Source organism: Enterobacter roggenkampii (genome assembly GCF_001729805.1).
GTDB classification, from domain to species: Bacteria; Pseudomonadota; Gammaproteobacteria; order Enterobacterales; family Enterobacteriaceae; genus Enterobacter; species Enterobacter roggenkampii.
Genome location: NZ_CP017184.1, coordinates 1559000 through 1575596, shown reverse-complemented (window position 1 = coordinate 1575596; position 16597 = coordinate 1559000). Strand labels below are relative to the sequence as shown.

General features: G+C 55.4%; 15 protein-coding genes. 1 reads left to right on the top strand and 14 read right to left on the bottom strand.

Annotation, left to right across the window (positions count from 1 at the left end):
• Complete coding sequence (cmoM, locus tag BFV67_RS07250; protein WP_069598079.1) at nucleotides 1-780, bottom strand: tRNA uridine 5-oxyacetic acid(34) methyltransferase CmoM; 780 nt, start codon at nucleotides 778-780, stop codon at nucleotides 1-3.
• Between the two features lie 124 nt (nucleotides 781-904).
• Between cmoM and elyC the strand changes: the two genes are divergently transcribed.
• Entirely contained in the window at nucleotides 905-1684 is a 780-nt protein-coding gene (gene elyC, locus BFV67_RS07245; protein ID WP_069598078.1) for an envelope biogenesis factor ElyC, read from the top strand.
• Here elyC and BFV67_RS07240 read toward each other — a convergent pair.
• The 13 genes from BFV67_RS07240 to BFV67_RS07180 form a co-directional block, all read right to left on the bottom strand.
• On the bottom strand, nucleotides 1661-2554 hold the full coding sequence (locus BFV67_RS07240) for a YcbJ family phosphotransferase (protein WP_008499958.1): 894 nt from the start codon (nucleotides 2552-2554) through the stop codon (nucleotides 1661-1663). The genes elyC and BFV67_RS07240 overlap by 24 nt on opposite strands.
• Nucleotides 2555-2696: 142 nt before the next feature.
• Nucleotides 2697-3443 carry a 3-deoxy-manno-octulosonate cytidylyltransferase gene (gene kdsB, locus BFV67_RS07235; RefSeq protein WP_008499959.1) on the bottom strand — a complete coding sequence of 249 codons (747 nt, stop codon included), beginning with the start codon at nucleotides 3441-3443 and terminating at the stop codon, nucleotides 2697-2699.
• Nucleotides 3440-3622 carry a protein YcaR gene (gene ycaR / locus BFV67_RS07230; protein ID WP_006174474.1) on the bottom strand — a complete coding sequence of 61 codons (183 nt, stop codon included), beginning with the start codon at nucleotides 3620-3622 and terminating at the stop codon, nucleotides 3440-3442. Before ycaR ends, kdsB begins: the two co-directional genes overlap by 4 nt.
• Nucleotides 3623-3667: 45 nt before the next feature.
• Complete coding sequence (locus tag BFV67_RS07225; RefSeq protein ID WP_069598077.1) at nucleotides 3668-4897, bottom strand: winged helix-turn-helix domain-containing protein; 1230 nt, start codon at nucleotides 4895-4897, stop codon at nucleotides 3668-3670.
• 44 nt (nucleotides 4898-4941) lie between these two features.
• Nucleotides 4942-5919, bottom strand: coding sequence for a tetraacyldisaccharide 4'-kinase (gene lpxK, locus BFV67_RS07220; RefSeq protein WP_069598076.1), 978 nt, complete (start codon nucleotides 5917-5919; stop codon nucleotides 4942-4944).
• Nucleotides 5916-7664, bottom strand: a complete 1749-nt coding sequence (gene msbA, locus BFV67_RS07215) for a lipid A ABC transporter ATP-binding protein/permease MsbA (RefSeq protein WP_008499963.1) — start codon at nucleotides 7662-7664, stop codon at nucleotides 5916-5918. The genes lpxK and msbA overlap by 4 nt, the downstream gene beginning before the upstream one ends.
• A gap of 35 nt (nucleotides 7665-7699) precedes the next feature.
• A complete protein-coding gene (locus BFV67_RS07210) occupies nucleotides 7700-9964 on the bottom strand; it encodes a ComEC family protein (RefSeq protein ID WP_069598075.1) in 2265 nt (754 codons plus the stop codon).
• Nucleotides 9965-10177: 213 nt separating this feature from the next.
• Nucleotides 10178-10465 carry an integration host factor subunit beta gene (ihfB, locus tag BFV67_RS07205; RefSeq protein WP_008499965.1) on the bottom strand — a complete coding sequence of 96 codons (288 nt, stop codon included), beginning with the start codon at nucleotides 10463-10465 and terminating at the stop codon, nucleotides 10178-10180.
• 170 nt (nucleotides 10466-10635) lie between these two features.
• Nucleotides 10636-12309, bottom strand: coding sequence for a 30S ribosomal protein S1 (gene rpsA / locus BFV67_RS07200; RefSeq protein ID WP_008499966.1), 1674 nt, complete (start codon nucleotides 12307-12309; stop codon nucleotides 10636-10638).
• Nucleotides 12310-12420: 111 nt separating this feature from the next.
• Nucleotides 12421-13104: a (d)CMP kinase gene (gene cmk / locus BFV67_RS07195; RefSeq protein WP_008499967.1), complete on the bottom strand. Its 684-nt coding sequence runs from the start codon at nucleotides 13102-13104 to the stop codon at nucleotides 12421-12423.
• Nucleotides 13105-13288: 184 nt separating this feature from the next.
• Nucleotides 13289-14572 (bottom strand): 3-phosphoshikimate 1-carboxyvinyltransferase, encoded by a 1284-nt coding sequence (gene aroA / locus BFV67_RS07190; protein ID WP_069598074.1) that lies wholly within the window; start codon nucleotides 14570-14572, stop codon nucleotides 13289-13291.
• Between the two features lie 69 nt (nucleotides 14573-14641).
• Nucleotides 14642-15730 carry a 3-phosphoserine/phosphohydroxythreonine transaminase gene (gene serC / locus BFV67_RS07185; protein ID WP_021240877.1) on the bottom strand — a complete coding sequence of 363 codons (1089 nt, stop codon included), beginning with the start codon at nucleotides 15728-15730 and terminating at the stop codon, nucleotides 14642-14644.
• A gap of 162 nt (nucleotides 15731-15892) precedes the next feature.
• Nucleotides 15893-16585 (bottom strand): DUF421 domain-containing protein, encoded by a 693-nt coding sequence (locus tag BFV67_RS07180; RefSeq protein WP_069598073.1) that lies wholly within the window; start codon nucleotides 16583-16585, stop codon nucleotides 15893-15895.
• Nucleotides 16586-16597: the final 12 nt, after the last annotated feature.

The following is a 16597-nucleotide window of genomic DNA, read 5'->3' as shown; positions in this document are numbered from 1 at the left end:
TTATCCTTGCATCTGCGGCTTGTGCGCGGTGACGTGAATATAGCGGCCAAGGCTGACAAAAGGCTCCTGGCGGCAATACCGCGTTTCCAATTCTGTTAAGGTGTCAAAACAGTCACGCTGTTTGTGTTTTTCACGCAGATAATCATGAAACACCCTGACGCCCGTCTTCCCGACAATCTGCCAGCCAATCGCTTCCAGCCAGCCATAGACCTGCTGTGGATCGCGCGGATAGTCCGGGGAAAGCGTGCGTTTTTTCTTTTTGGGCATCCCGACCTGAACATAGTCGAAGTTTCCCGCAACCATGTTGTGCATCAGGAAGCCGTTAGCATTGTAGAACATCAGCGACAGCGTGCCGCCCGGGCGCAACATCGACCACAGGGTTTGTAACACGCTTAGCGGATCGGCAACCCACTCCAGCACCGCATGAAACAATATCAGATCAACCTGGGTTTCCAAATGCTGTGCGATGTCCTGAGCGGCGCATTGTATAAAATGCATGTTGTCGCTCACACCTTTCTCTTCTGCCGCACGCGTCGCGCGTGCGATCATTTCAGCAGAAAGATCGCAAAGCGTGACGTGATGACCGCGTTCCGCCATTTTTATGGCCGTCTGCCCTTCACCGCCACCGGCGTCCAGCACGCGCAACGTTTGACCACCAAAGGTAGCCAGAATGGTGTCCAGATCCTGCCAGAGGATCGTCTGACGGAGCTGCCCTTTCGTGGTGCCATAAATGTTGCGCGAAAACTTTTCCGCGATGTCATCAAAATTGCGATCCCGCATTGGGAGAGTTCCACTCGCTAACTGCAAAACCGCTATTTTGTCACACCCGCGCGGAGAATGAACCTCTCTGGTGTAATATCACCGTCAATCACCTGCTATATGGTCAAAAAAGGAACCAAAAAGGATGCTTTTTACCCTTAAGAAATACATTGGAGGGATGATGCTTCCCCTTCCGCTGCTGCTCATCATCATCGCGCTGGGGCTGGCGCTGGTGTGGTTCAGTCGCTTTCAGAAGAGTGGCAAAACGCTGATCACGTTCGGCTGGTTGGTCCTGCTGCTGCTGAGCCTGCAGCCGGTGGCTGATGGTCTGTTACGCCCCATCGAAAACAGGTACCCGACATGGCAGGGAAATCAGAAAGCGGCGTACATCGTGGTGCTGGGCGGCGGATATACCTGGGATCCTGACTGGGCCCCTAGCTCAAACCTGATCAACAACAGCCTGCCACGGCTAAACGAAGGCATTCGCCTCTGGCTGGCGAATCCGGGATCAAAAATGATCTTTACCGGCGCGGCGGCCAAAACGAACCCGGTGAGTACGGCGGAAGCGGGCGCCCGGGTCGCGGAATCACTCGGCGTACCGCGCTCCTCCATTATCACTCTGGACAGCCCGAAAGATACCGAGGAAGAGGCCGCCGCAGTCAAGCAGGCGATTGGCGATGCCCCGTTCTTACTGGTGACCTCCGCCTCGCACCTGCCACGCGCGATGATTTTCTTTGAAAAACAGGGCCTGCACCCGCTTCCCGCACCGGCGAACCAGATGGCCATCGACGCGCCGCTTAATCCGTGGGAGCGGGCGATACCGTCCCCGGCGTGGCTAATGCATAGCGATCGCGTCGGTTATGAGACGCTCGGACGCCTCTGGCAGTGGCTGAAAGGTTCCTCAGGCGAGCCAGGGCAAGAGTGATTTAGTCGCCAGATCGAAGTTTGCGCGATTAAAGCGTCCGGTGTTAACCAGCTGCGCAACTTCGTCCCAGAGCAGGTAGAGCCAGCGCCGCCAGAGAAACGCTTCCGCAACGGGGGCGCGTTGAAGGTAATGCCACAGTAAACCTTCCGCCGCCCCGCTGTCGCTGAGCCTGAACAGCTCATATTCGCGCGGAGCCCAGAGCATGATCCCCGGCCCCACCATCGCCAGAAGCTGATCGCTGCGGGGGTCTTTCAGCATACTGCGCAGGGTGAAGTTACCGTGGATCAGCACGCAGTTATCGTTAAAACCTTCGAACAGCGCCGGTAAACACTCCCGGGTGCGAAAGAGAATACGTTTGTCCTGCATGGTTAAACCGGTATTGTTGAACTGGTTAAGCGTTCCCCACAGCACTTCAACCCGCTGGCGATACCACAGCGGCCAGAGATTTTCCTGAGTGCTGTCGACCGGCCCGACAAGTCCGCGGCTATCCTGACGGTGCCACGCCAGCAGCGCCTCGACAATCTGGTCTTTTAGCTGTTCCCAGCGTTCCGGCGTTCGCGCGGGCGCTTCAACGGGTACACCACGTAAACGTTCAATCAGCAGTACGTCCGGGCCGGGGTGTTCCTCATGGGTCATCACGCCGTACACCGTTGGCATACGCACGGTTCCCTCCCGCGCCAGCATCGACATTTTCCATGCAAGCTGCCTGGCAACGCCGGGTGACGTGAAACTCCGTGCCATCAGCGGCATTGGGTTACCCTCACTGTCGTACAACGACCAGAGCGCGGTATCGGCTTTTTCACTCACGCATTCGACCCGGCTTAACTTTTCACCCAGCAGATGGCTAAGTTCGGCACGCAGCTGTTCCATATGAGATTACCCCCATTAAGACTACTGCTTTTATAATGAGCGTCCTTAATGAAGATGTCACCCGGAAGAGATCAATCAGGAAAAAGAAAGTGAAAAATAAACCGGAGAGTGCATCTCTCCCAACGGAGAGATGCCGGTAAGATTAACGCAATTCAGCGCGAACGCGCTCAAGATCTTCAGGGGTGTCTACGCCCGTGCCGGGGACTTCCTCAGCAACGGCAACGTGAATTTTCTCGCCGTACCAGAGCACGCGGAGCTGCTCCAGCATTTCGATATGCTCCAGCGGACTCGGGGCCCAGGCCACATAGCGGCGAATAAAGCCGGCGCGATAGCCGTAGATCCCAATATGACGCAGGAAGGTATCACCGATGGTCTCTTTAGAAAGCGCAAAGCGATCGCGATCCCACGGGATCGTGGCACGGGAGAAATAGAGCGCATAGCCTTCCGCATCCATGACGACCTTCACCGCATTCGGGTTGAAAGCTTCTTCTGCATGATGAATGGGTACCGCCAGCGTGGCCATTCCGACCTGACGCTGCGCCAGGTTTTCGGCCACCTGACGGATAATGACAGCGGGGATCATCGGCTCGTCACCCTGCACGTTTACGATAACCGTATCATCACTGAAACCGCATTTCTCAACCACTTCTGCCAGACGCTCGGTGCCGGACTGGTGATCGGCGCGGGTCATGCATACCTCACCGCCTGCCGCCTCAACCGCACGAGCGACATCCGGATGATCGGTGGCAACAATCACGCGGTCAGCACCGGATTCACGCGCACGCTCAAGGACATGCACAATCATCGGCTTGCCGTTGATATCCACCAGCGGCTTACCCGGCAGACGCGTTGAGGCATAACGCGCAGGAATAATGACAACAAAACTCATGGTTTGCTCTCTTCTGCCACCAGGGAACGGGCTTCGTTTTCCAGCAATACAGGAATACCGTCGCGCAGCGGGAAAGCCAGGCTGTCCAGCTTGCAAATGAGCTCTTGTTTGTCCTGGCTGTAGTAGAGTTTGCCGTTGCATACCGGGCAGGCAATAATTTCAAGTAAACGGTGATCCATAGTTCCTCCGTATGGGTAATCGCTAAAGCTTAACACATTCCTTTTTCAGGGCGTGCCTGTTTCCCAGCCACTTCGACAGGATGTAAACAATCCGTCAGGTACCCGGCCCAGCGTCACGTCGTCGGCCCCCTGCCAGCGCGCGAATTCGCTAATGGCGGACGTTAACCCTTTTTCCAGGCTCGCCGTCACCCTGACGCCCTCTTGCAAATAAAGCGCAATGATTTCAAGCGTGCCGGTCTTGCGGTGCATTTTGGCATCCATGCGCCCGACCAGCTGCCCCTTATGCAGGAGCGGTAAAACAAAGTAGCCATACTGGCGCTTTGGGGCCGGGGTATAACATTCCAGCCGGTAGCTGAAATCAAAGAGCTGCTCGGCGCGTTTTCTGTCCCAGACGACCGGGTCGAAAGGCGACAATACCGCGCTGTGGGTCGCCTGCAGTTTCCCCTCCAGGGCCTGAGGCAATAGCGGGAGGAGATCCGCATGTAGCCACATTTCGCCCAGCGTTTCCACGGTAACGGGAATGACGCGCTGTTCGCGTTGCCACGTGTCCAGCAGCGGTTTCAGCGCGGGCTGGCGCAGGCGATAGTAATCTGCCAGCCATTGCGTGCGAAAAATCCCCAGACTACGGGCGCTGTTCTCCAGCATAATGGCCTCGGCCGCCTCCTGGGTAAGCAGGTCGCGCTCGTCGTCCCAGTGGGGCATCACGCGATGCGTGAGGTCGTAGACGCGCTGAAAATTACGCCGCTCAATCACCATGACTTTGCCTGAGGTAAACAGGCCTTCGAGATGACGCTTGTGCGGCTTCCACTCCCACCAGCCGCTTGTACCTTTGCGCGGGTGTTCAAAATCGGCGGAGCGTACAGGACCGTTTTCCTGAATATGCGCGATGAGCTGCTCTATTTCAGCCGCATGTTCCTGCATCCACGCCTGCCGGTATTTCCAGCCCATCTTTTCCGGCGCAAGCATACGGTGACGCACAAGGGCAAAATCGCTGCGGGGAAGGAAGCAGGCTTCGTGCGCCCAGTACTCCATCAACTCCCCCTTGCTGAGCGCCTCATCCAGCCACTGAGAAGGATAGCTCCCCAGGCGGCTGAACAGCACCAGGTAAGGGCTACGTGCCACAATATTAATGGTGTCGATCTGGAGTAGCGACATGCGCTGTACGGTAGAGAGAATATCGGCAGGCTGCGCGCGGCGGCGGGGCTTTTTGAGCAGCCCCTGCGCGGCAAGGTGGAGATTACGTGCGGCTGAGAGCGAGAGTTGCGGTAAAGACATGCGTTTTCCTGTCAGTCAAAGCGCCACCAGAACCGCGTAAGCCTTTAGTGCACCAACGCAATCAGTTCCTTGAGCAAATGTTCCGGCTGCTCACCGCTGAGTTCGGCGTCAACCGGCAGATACCACCAGTTATCTTTCGCAAAGGCGCGGCATTTCACCGCATCTTTTTCGGTCATGATCAGAGACTGCCCGGGTACGGTCAGGGCGTCTACCTGCCCTTCCACCAGCGCCTGGTGGTCGGCCAGCGGAACGCGTTTTTCAAGCCGGGCACCACACTGTTCCAGCGTCGCGAAGAAGCGCGGCGGATGACCAATGCCCGCCATCGCTACCAGTGAAGGCAACTCTGAAACCGACCGGCGTTCACCCGTCACCAGGTTGATTGCCAGACCCGGCTGCAGGTGCATCGGGATTTCACCCGTTTTCGCCTCACCACCGTTCAGGATCACCGCATCAACGGACTTCAGACGCGAAGCGCGTTCGCGCATGGGTCCGGCAGGTAACCACCAGCCGTTCCCAAAACGGCGAACCCCGTCGATGACCACAATCTCTTTATCTCGCGCCAGGGCATAATGCTGCAGGCCATCGTCAGTGATAATGATCTGTACCGCATGTTCGGCAAGCAGTGCCTGAACGGCATCGCTGCGCACCGGGGAGACCGCGACCGGTACGCCAGTACGCTGGAAAATCAATACCGGTTCATCACCCGCTTCAGCCGTCGTGGTTTCCGCCGTCAGCACCAGCGGGTAATGCGCCGCTTTACCACCATATCCCCGCGATACCACGCCCGGGCGTATACCGCGCTTTTGCAACTGCTCCACCAGCCAGATCACCACCGGCGTTTTGCCGTTGCCGCCCGCCGTAAGATTACCGACAACCACAACGGGCACCGGCGCGCGCCAGGCCCGCTTCACCCCAAGACGATAAAGCAGACGGATAATGCCGCTCACCAGGCCGTAGAGCCAGGAGAGCGGCAAAAGCAGCAGCCACAGCGGGGATTCACCGGACCAGATGCGTGCAATCATTCGCCGAACTGCATCTTATGAAGCTGAGCGTAAACACCGCGGTGTTCCAGCAGATCAGCATGGCTTCCGCGTTCAACAATGACCCCATCCTCAACCACGACGATTTCATCAGCCTGCTCGATAGTCGACAGACGGTGCGCAATCACCAGCGAGGTGCGGTTCTTTTGTAGCTCATCCAGCGCCGACTGAATCGCGCGTTCAGATTCCGTATCCAGCGCAGAGGTCGCTTCGTCCAGGATCAGTATCGGGCTGTCGCGCAGCAGCGCTCGGGCAATGGCGATACGCTGACGCTGCCCACCGGAGAGCAGTACACCGTTCTCGCCAATGATGGTATCCAGACCGTTATCCATCTTGTTGATAAAGTCCATCGCGTAGGCCATACGTGCGGCGTTCTCAATCTGCTCGCGGCTGTACTCTTCAGTGCGTGCATAAGCAATATTGTTTGCCACGGTATCGTTGAACAGGTGCACGTTCTGGGAGACCAGCGCCACCTGGTTACGGAGCGACTGCAGGGTATACTCCCGCAGATCGTGACCGTCTAACAGAATTTCACCTTCGTCAATGTCGTAGAAACGGGTGATCAGGCTGGCAATGGTCGATTTACCCGAGCCGGAACGGCCTACCAGCGCAACGGTTTTCCCCGCCGGAATGGTCAGGTTGATATTGCGCAGAGCCGGTGTTTCGCGGCCAGGATAGGTAAAGGTCACATTGCGGAACTCAACGTCGCCGTTCGCGCGCTCAATGACGCGTTTGCCTTCGTCTTTTTCCTGTTCGGAATCCAGAATGCTGAACAGGGTCTGACAGGCCGCCATCCCACGCTGGAACTGGGCGTTGACGTTTGTCAGTGATTTCAGCGGACGCATCAGGGCGATCATTGAGGAGAAGACCACGGTGATGGTACCCGCCGTCAGCGTCTCCATGACGCTCGGGAAGCTTGCCGCATAAAGAACGAACGCCAGCGCCAGTGAGGCGATCAGCTGAATAATCGGGTCGGAGATAGAAGAGGCCGAGACCATTTTCATCCCCTGCAGACGCATTTTGTTGCTCACTTTATCAAAGCGTTTCGTTTCAACGTCCTGACCACCAAAAATCAGCACTTCTTTATGCCCTTTCAGCATCTGCTCTGCGCTGGTAGTCACCTGCCCCATCGTATTCTGCATATTCTTGCTGATATTACGGAAGCGTTTTGAGACGACGCGGATAGCAATAGAAACCACAGGTGCCAGAACGATAAGGATGAGCGACAGCTGCCAGCTGTAGTAGAACATCATCACGAACAGGCCGATAATCGACGCGCCCTCGCGCACAACGGTAATCAGCGCGCTGGAAGAGGAAGAGGCAACCTGCTCGGAGTCGTAGGTGATCCGCGACAGCAGCGTCCCGGTTGACTGCTTGTCAAAGAACGCAACCGGCATGCCCATCATGTGACTGAACAGCCGACGGCGCATGGTCATCACCACTTTCCCGGATACCCAGGAAATGCAGTAGCTGGAGATATAGCTGGTGATACCGCGTAAGATCATCAGTCCGATAACCACCAGAGGCATCCATAGCAGCACTGAGCGATCCGTTTTACCAAAACCGTCGTCCAGTAACGGTTTGAGAAGCGATAGCATAAAGGTATCGCTGGCTGCGTTGAGGATTAACGCTACACCCGCCACGATCAAGCCTGCTTTAAAAGGGGCAATCATCGGCCAGAGTCGGCGGAACGTTTGCCACGTGGAGAGATCTTTGTCGTTATGCATTCAAAAAACCAGCATTGTTGAAATAGCCGCATATTCTACCCGTTATCGACGGGCGCGCCAAACCACTGATGATACCAACGTGGTAAAATTTGCTCTCGCAAGCGCCGGATTTGCCAGTGATGTTGCGAGAATGTCACCGATATTTGTCCTGAATGAGGGGTATCGTGCCAGATATACCCCTCTTTTCGATAACGTCGAACGACTTTTGCCGACGGGAAATGCCATGCGTTATAGCGGGCCGCAGAATCCAGGGCGATTTGTCCTTCCACCCGCTGTACCAGCGGCAATGAAGACGAGGTATTGCTGCCATGATGGGGGACCTGTATGAGCGTGGCCCTCAGATGACGCCAGTAATGGCTAAGCATAGCCTGTTCCGCCTGCACTTCAATGTCCCCTGTTAGCAGAACGCTTTGCTCCCCATCGTCCACCTTTACCACACAGGAATGGTTATTCCCCTGGGCCGGGTAATTTTCAGGAGGCCAGTGGACGGTGAAGGTTAATCCCTGCCATTCCCATTTTTGCCCACGAAAACAAGGGCGGTGCCCCGTCCTGCGTAACGGACTTCTTACCCATATATCCGGCCATGCTTTTTGCAACGACGCGAGGCCTCCTGCATGGTCGAGGTGTTCATGACTGAGAATGACTCCTTCTGGCCGTAGGTGATGCCAGCGAAGCCAGGGAATAATTAACCGCTGCGCGCTGTCTCCGCCCGGCCAGGCGAGCCCGGTATCAAAGAGAATGGCTTTTCCCTGCCTTTCAATCACCATGGACAGCCCCTGCCCCACGTCCAGCATATGCAGCGTCCAGCTCTCGCTTTTTTCCGCTCGCCAAAGGGGAAATGTCAGCAGGACACTGCCTGCAAGACAAACGGCAGGAACGGTTTTCCAGGCACGAAAACGCCAGGCAATAATACTCAACCACGGCAGTAATGCCAGGGCTTGCCAGCGCTGGTCGACAGTCTGCCAGCCATCAGGCAGGCGCATCAGTAGCCAGAAGAGTCCCGCAAGCGACTTATCGGCGGCAAACCAGATGGCACTTTCTACCGCAGCCAGCGGTAGCAAATGGAGCAGCATACCGAGCAGGATCAGCGGGACGGAGACAAACGTTACCAGGGGCACGGCAAAGAGATTCGCGACCAGGGATGAGAGGCTGAAGCCATGGAAAATCAGAACCTGTAACGGCATGAGCAGCAGCAACATCCCGACCTGCAGATAAATCAGGTTCAGTAGCGGCCGCATCCGTCGTGTCCAATTCCAGTCGGGAAGAGGCAGCCACTGAAACCAGAAAATCAGCGCGGCGACGGCAAAGGCTGACAGAGCCAGACTCTGCGAAAGTACGGCCAGGGGATCGTTAATCAGTATCGCCGCGATGCAGCAGCTCCAAACCTGCCAGGGAGACCATTGACGGCCAGTAATCCGCAACAGAGCAAGCACCGCAAGGGCGATGATCGTCCTCAGCGCAGGCGGTTGCAGACCGGTAAGCCAGGCGTAGAAAGCAGCAAAGAACAACCCGGCAAGGAGAGGCATTTGCCAGTGGACGCGGTGGCTGGGTAATAAGAACTGGAGTCCACGTGCAAGTAACCAGACGAGAGAGGCTGCCAGCGCGATATGCAGACCCGAAATCGCCATCAGATGCAGCGTGCCGGTTTCCCGCATCAGGTCTTTTATTTCACGGGGTACTTCCAGGCGTTCTCCCATCCCAAGCCCCAGGATAACCGCTCCCCATCGGTAAGCTGAAAGTCGGTTTTGCAGCGACATCAGATATTGCGCTCGCAGGCTGCAGCGCCCGTCGACGATCTCCGCACGGGTGAAGCGCCCGCTCAGCGTTTGATGTCGGGCAAAAGCGCTGCGCTGAGCATCATAACCGCCGTCGTTGAGTTCGCCGTGTGCAGGCCTGAGCCTGAGCGTCACGCTCCAGCGCTGCCCTGCACACGCCTTTTGCGGCAGATAATTGCCATACAGCGTTACGCCGGTAGAGGCCCACCAGCGCTTGCCATTGACGCTTAGAATGCTTCCCTGATGTTGAGTGGCGCCGTCGGTCGCGGTGAGCTCTATCTCAGCCTGCACGGCCCCCGTTGTTAAATGCTGCATCGGCCAGACGCTCTCCTGCGCGGCCAAAATGCCCCAGGCACAAAATAACAGCGTCATACCCGCATACTTCAGTCGACTGTTTTGCCATGCAGCAAGCGCTAGCCCGCCAGCCATCATTACCCACACGGTGTTGGGGGAAGGCAGTTCAGGTAGCCAGAGTAACGGAACTATCGCCAGAATGGCGCAGATGCTAAGCGCGGGAATTCCCATTGCTACCTCCCTGTTTCAGGGTGGCAGTATGCAAGCAGGCTGAGCGGTCGTCAGGCGTGAAGAATACGATTTACGGCAAGCGCAGCAAGGTATTTAACGGGTTGCAGAAAACGAAACGGAAAATGCGGGGCACCTTCAGAAAGAAAGCGACAGCGACAAAAAAAGCACCCGCAGGTGCTTTCTTTCGAACCCAGTTTAACCGGCTGGCTAAACTCAGTTGCCGTAAATATTGGCGCGATCGCGCAGTTCTTTACCCGGCTTAAAGTGTGGAACGTACTTACCTTCCAGCTCGACTTTATCGCCAGTTTTCGGGTTACGCCCGGTACGTGGAGCACGATAGTGCAGAGAAAAACTACCGAAACCGCGGATTTCAATGCGCTCGCCCTGGGCAAGAGTGGAGGCCATATGCTCCAGCATCTCTTTTACGGCATCTTCCACTGCCTTGGCAGGGATATGCGGTTGCTGACTGGCAAGTCTTTCAATCAATTCTGACTTGGTCATGATTCCTCCGGTTCCTTTCAAACCAATTAGCTGAACAGCTCATTAAACAAGGGCGGCCGTAGCCGCCCTTTGTTATTGATTACAGGACGAATCCTGTAATCTGTCAAGTTTGCTCCTCATCCTTCGCGCTGTAAATGCGTTACAGCGCAAATGATGCTGAGAACCTGATATTACTCGCCTTTAGCTGCTTTGAAAGCTTCAGCCATTGCGTTGTTAGAGAAGTTTGCATCTTCCTGTTTGTTAACAGTTGCGATTGCATCTTTCTCATCAGCTTCGTCTTTAGCACGAACAGACAGGCTGATTGCACGGTTCTTACGGTCAACACCGGTGAACTTAGCTTCAACGTCGTCGCCTACGTTCAGAACCAGAGTGGCATCTTCAACGCGGTCACGGGAAGCTTCAGAAGCGCGCAGGTAACCTTCAACGCCGTCAGCCAGTTCTACGGTTGCGCCTTTCGCGTCAACTGCAGTGACTTTACCGTTTACGATTGCGCCTTTCTTGTTCAGTGCAACCCAGTTGTTGAACGGATCTTCTGCGAGCTGTTTAACGCCCAGGGAGATACGCTCACGCTCTGCGTCAACCTGCAGAACAACTGCAGCGATTTCGTCGCCTTTTTTGTATTCACGAACTGCTTCTTCGCCTGCAACGTTCCAGGAGATGTCAGACAGGTGAACCAGGCCATCGATGCCGCCGTCCAGGCCGATGAAGATACCGAAGTCAGTGATAGACTTGATTTTACCTTCAACACGGTCGCCCTTGTTGTGGGTTTCCGCGAACTGCTGCCATGGGTTGTTTTTGCACTGCTTCAGGCCCAGGGAGATACGACGACGTTCTTCGTCGATATCCAGAACCATCACTTCCACTACATCACCAACGTTAACAACTTTGGATGGGTGGATGTTTTTGTTGGTCCAGTCCATTTCGGAAACGTGCACCAGACCTTCAACGCCTTCTTCGATTTCAACGAAGCAGCCGTAGTCAGTCAGGTTGGTTACGCGACCAGTCAGTTTAGTCCCTTCTGGGTAACGCTTAGCGATAGCTACCCATGGATCTTCGCCCAGCTGTTTCAGGCCGAGGGATACACGAGTACGCTCGCGGTCGAACTTCAGCACTTTAACAGTGATTTCGTCGCCCACGTTCACGATTTCGCTTGGGTGCTTAACGCGTTTCCACGCCATGTCGGTGATGTGCAGCAGGCCATCAACGCCGCCCAGGTCAACGAATGCGCCGTAGTCAGTGAGGTTCTTAACGATACCTTTGACTTCCATGCCTTCCTGCAGGTTTTCCAGCAGCTGATCGCGTTCTGCGCTGTTTTCGGATTCGATAACGGCACGACGGGAAACAACAACGTTGTTACGCTTCTGGTCCAGCTTGATTACTTTGAACTCAAGCTCTTTGCCTTCCAGGTGCAGGGTGTCACGAACTGGACGAACGTCTACCAGAGAACCTGGCAGGAACGCACGAATACCATTCAGCTCAACAGTGAAGCCACCTTTAACTTTGCCGTTGATAACACCGACCACAGTTTCAGCTTCTTCGTAAGCTTTTTCCAGCGTGATCCATGCTTCGTGACGTTTCGCTTTCTCACGAGAAAGCAGGGTTTCACCGAAGCCGTCTTCTACTGCGTCCAGAGCAACGTCAACTTCGTCGCCAACCTGGATTTCCAGCTCGCCCTGGGCGTTTTTGAACTGCTCTGCCGGAATGGCGGACTCAGATTTCAGACCGGCGTCAACCAGTACTACGTCTTTGTCGATAGCAACAACAACACCGCGAACGATGGAACCCGGGCGGGTTTCGATTTCTTTTAAGGATTCTTCAAACAGTTGAGCAAAAGATTCAGTCATGTTTAATCTTCAGGTTAATATTAACGTCCACCTGGCTCCATGCCGGATGGGGTTGTTTCACATACCCGCCGTCAATCCCTTGCAGCGGGGGTACTGCTAAATCGGTCGCGATTACGCGAGTGCCAGTTTTTGGCGCGCATATTGTAGCGCTTTTTCAATCACTTGCTCAATAGTTAAACTGGTTGAATCCAGAACTAATGCATCTTCTGCTGGAACAAGTGGGGCGACGGCGCGGTTACGATCGCGGTCATCGCGCTCTTTTATCTCGGATAAAAGGCGATCAAAGTTAACACTAAACCCCTTTTCCTGCAACTGAAGCATGCGGCGTTGAGCGCGTTCTTCCGAAGAGGCGTCAAGGAAAATTTTCACAGGTGCATCAGGGAATACCACGGTTCCCATATCGCGTCCGTCCGCGATCAAACCCGGTGCTTCACGGAACGCGCGCTGACGACGTAACAGCGCCTCACGAACGCGCGGGAAGGCCGCTACCTGAGAGGCCGCATTCGCCACTTCCTGAGTACGGATTTCCCCGCTCACGTCTTCCCCTTCAAGGATGACTTCCAGGTTGCCATTGGTCGACACGAAACGCACATCAAGATGCGCAGCCAGCGGAACCAGCGCTTCTTCTGACGCCACGTCCACATGATGATGCAGCGCAGCCAGGGCCAGCACGCGATAGATTGCTCCCGAATCTAAAAGATGCCATTGCAATGCTTCCGCCATCGCTTTGCACAGAGTCCCTTTCCCTGCGCCACTCGGCCCGTCAATGGTGATTACCGGGGCAATTGCCGTCATCTTTTTCTCCTTAAATAAGGCATACCGTTTACATGAACGCCGCGCATTATACGCGTCAACGTGCGCAACTGTTACCTTTGCGTGCAAATTACGGATTGATTGAAGCAGAGTGTAGAAGAAATGAACGGAAGTGTTCGTCAGGAAGCGTAAGGAAATGCCGCATCAGGTGATGCGGCAAAAGTCATCAGGCCGGCGTGCTAATGCGTGCCAGCTGTTCAAAGTAGTCCGGGAACGTTTTCGCCGTACATTTCGGATCGAGAATGGTCACAGGCGTGTCGGACAGTGCCACCAGCGAGAAGCACATCGCCATACGGTGATCGTTGTAGGTGCCGATCTCGGCAACCTGCAGTTTTGCAGGAGGCGTGACGCGAATGTAGTCTTCGCCCTCTTCCACCTCAGCACCGACCTTACGCAGTTCGGTCGCCATCGCAAACAGACGGTCAGTCTCTTTTACGCGCCAGTTGTAGATGTTACGCAGCGTGGTGGTGCCTTTTGCAAACAGCGCCGCCGTGGCAATGGTCATCGCCGCGTCCGGAATATGGTTCATGTCCATGTCGATGGCCTTCAGCTCGCCGTGGGTACAGGAAATGAAGTCATCACCCCAGGTCACAACCGCGCCCATTTTTTCCAGCACGTCCGCAAAACGAATGTCACCCTGCACGCTGTTGCGGCCAATACCGGTCACCTTCACGGTACCGCCTTTGATCGCGCCTGCAGCCAGGAAGTAAGATGCCGACGAGGCGTCGCCTTCAACAAGATAGCTGCCCGGAGACTGGTACTGCTGCGCCCCACGCACGACAAAACGCTGATAAGACTGGTTTTCCACCTCAACGCCGAAGGTTTTCATCAGGTGCAGCGTGATATCAATATACGGTTTGGAGACCAGCTCGCCTTTAATCGTGATAACCGTATCCTGCGGCGCCAGCGGCGCGGTCATCAGCAGTGCGGTCAGGAACTGGCTGGAGACGCTGCCGTCAACCTCGACGTGACCGCCGGTAAAGCCCCCGCGCAGACGCAGTGGCGGATAGTTTTCCTGCTCCAGATACTCGATCTGCGCGCCGCCCTGACGCAGGGCATCCACCAGATGGCCAATCGGACGCTCTTTCATGCGCGGCTCGCCGGTCAGCACAATGTTGTTGCGCCCCAGACACAGGGCCGCCGCCAGCGGACGCATCGCGGTACCCGCGTTGCCCAGAAACAGCTCAAGCTCTTCACACGTCTGCAGCGAGCCGCCGTTGCCGGTCACTTCGCAGCGGGTACGATCGTCGGAGAGAGTGTAATGAACGCCCAACGCTTTCAGCGCATTGAGCATATGGCGCACGTCATCGCTGTCCAGCAGGTTTGTAAGGACGGTGGTGCCGTTTGCCAGTGCTGCCAGCAGCAGAGCGCGGTTCGAGACACTTTTTGAACCAGGCAGATTAATGGTGCCATCTACCCGCGCGATAGGTTGTAACGTCAGGGATTCCATGAAAACTTAACTCTCAACTCAACATAATAAAAACCCCGCAGCAGGGCTACGGGGGTGAAAACAGCGCGATTAACCGTGGCGACGTTCGAAGTCGATCATGAAATCGGTCAGCGCTTTAACGCCTTCCAGCGGCATCGCGTTATAGATGGAGGCACGCATGCCGCCCACGACACGGTGACCTTTCAGCGCGTGCAGGCCGGCCGCGAAGGACTCTTCCAGGAACACTTTATCCAGGTTGCTGTCCGCCAGCTGGAACGGCACGTTCATGCGGGAACGGTTAGCTTTCGCCACGTCGTTGCGGTAGAAATCGCTCTTGTCGATCACGCCATACAGCAGTTCGGCTTTCTGTTGATTCACTTTGTCCATCTGCGCCACGCCGCCGTTTTGCTTCAGCCATTTGAAGACCAGGCCGGAGAGGTACCAGGCAAACGTCGGTGGGGTGTTGAACATAGAATCGTTGTCGTTCAGCACGGTGTAATCAAGAATGGACGGGCACGATGTATGCGCTTTACCCAGCAGGTCTTCACGCACGATAACAATCGTCAGGCCTGCAGGGCCGATATTTTTCTGCGCGCCCGCGTAGATCACGCCATAACGGCTGACGTCAATTGGTGCAGAAAGAATGGTGGAGGAGAAGTCAGCGGCAACCACGACGTCTTTACCGAAGTTCGGCGTCTCGTCGATGGCAATCCCATCAATGGTTTCGTTCGGGCAATAGTGCAGATACGCTGCGTTATCAGAAAGCTGCCATTCGCTCATTGGCTTCACGGCGCGCAGGCCGTCAACGGTCACTTTGGCGTCAATCACATTCGGCGTGCAGTATTTGTGCGCTTCTTTCACCGCACTGGCCGCCCAGTAGCCTGCGTCAACGTAGTCTGCCGTCGTTTTATCGCCCAGGATGTTTAGCGGTACGCCTGCAAACTGGCCGCGCCCGCCGCCGTGACAGAACAATACTTTGTAGTTCGAGGGAATATTCAGCAGATCGCGAAAATCCTTTTCTGCCTCTTCCGCCACCTGAATAAACTCTTTACCCCGGTGGCTGATTTCCATCACCGACGTTCCCAGACCGTTCCAGTCACAAAGTTCCTGTTGAGCCTGTTTAAGCACGTCTGCCGGTAACATTGCCGGACCTGAACTGAAATTAAAGACTTGAGCCATTTCCCCTCACCACGCTAAAAGCCATAAGTTATAACTGTGGATATCGGTTTTATCATTCAGTGACACGCGCCGCAATGTCTAAAACTTATGACCCGTGAAATGTGCCCCGCGTCACACAAAACAATCTGCCGCCTCGCCAGGACAAAACCGACAAAATGGCTGTCAGGTGTTGCGTTTAGCCCGGCTAACCTTCGTCCATTCCGGATTTGCACAGCGGGGGCATAATCGACGATCCCCCGGCTGCATCGCGACGACATGGCTACATCTCACGCAGGCATACTCGCCTGACTCAGGTACGGTTCTGAAACGCTCGACCAGCATATCCGGCAGGATGCACAGTCCCGGCCTCACCTCATCGTCAGAATAGTAATAGACGCTGATCTGCCCGTTGGTCTCCATGATCGCCAGACGCACCTGCCCGAGCTGTTCCACGCTGTTGAGGCGTAGCTCCATAAAAAACTCAAACTCGGTCATATTGGCACTTTGCACATTTTCCCAGGCCAGCTGACCGTCCTCGACGATAACGACCGGCTTCCCTTCAAGCAGATCTTCCAGCTTTTCACTTTTCGACATCAGCCACATGACAAGGCGGTAAAGCAGCGCCAGGGAGACAAAAACGATAAATACCGGCACCATCGGCACATCATCATAGAAGGCGACATCCCCCGCCGCGGAACCCAGCGTCAGGATGATCAACACTTCAAAAAGCGACATCTGCCGCACGCCGCGACGACCGGTGATTTTAAGAAACAGGAAGACCAGAACGAAGGTATACAGACTACGCAGCGCCACTTCGCCTAAAAATTCAGGAGGGACTTTATCAAACGCCATCCGCTGGAGATCGAATGCTTTCATTTTTCTATGCCT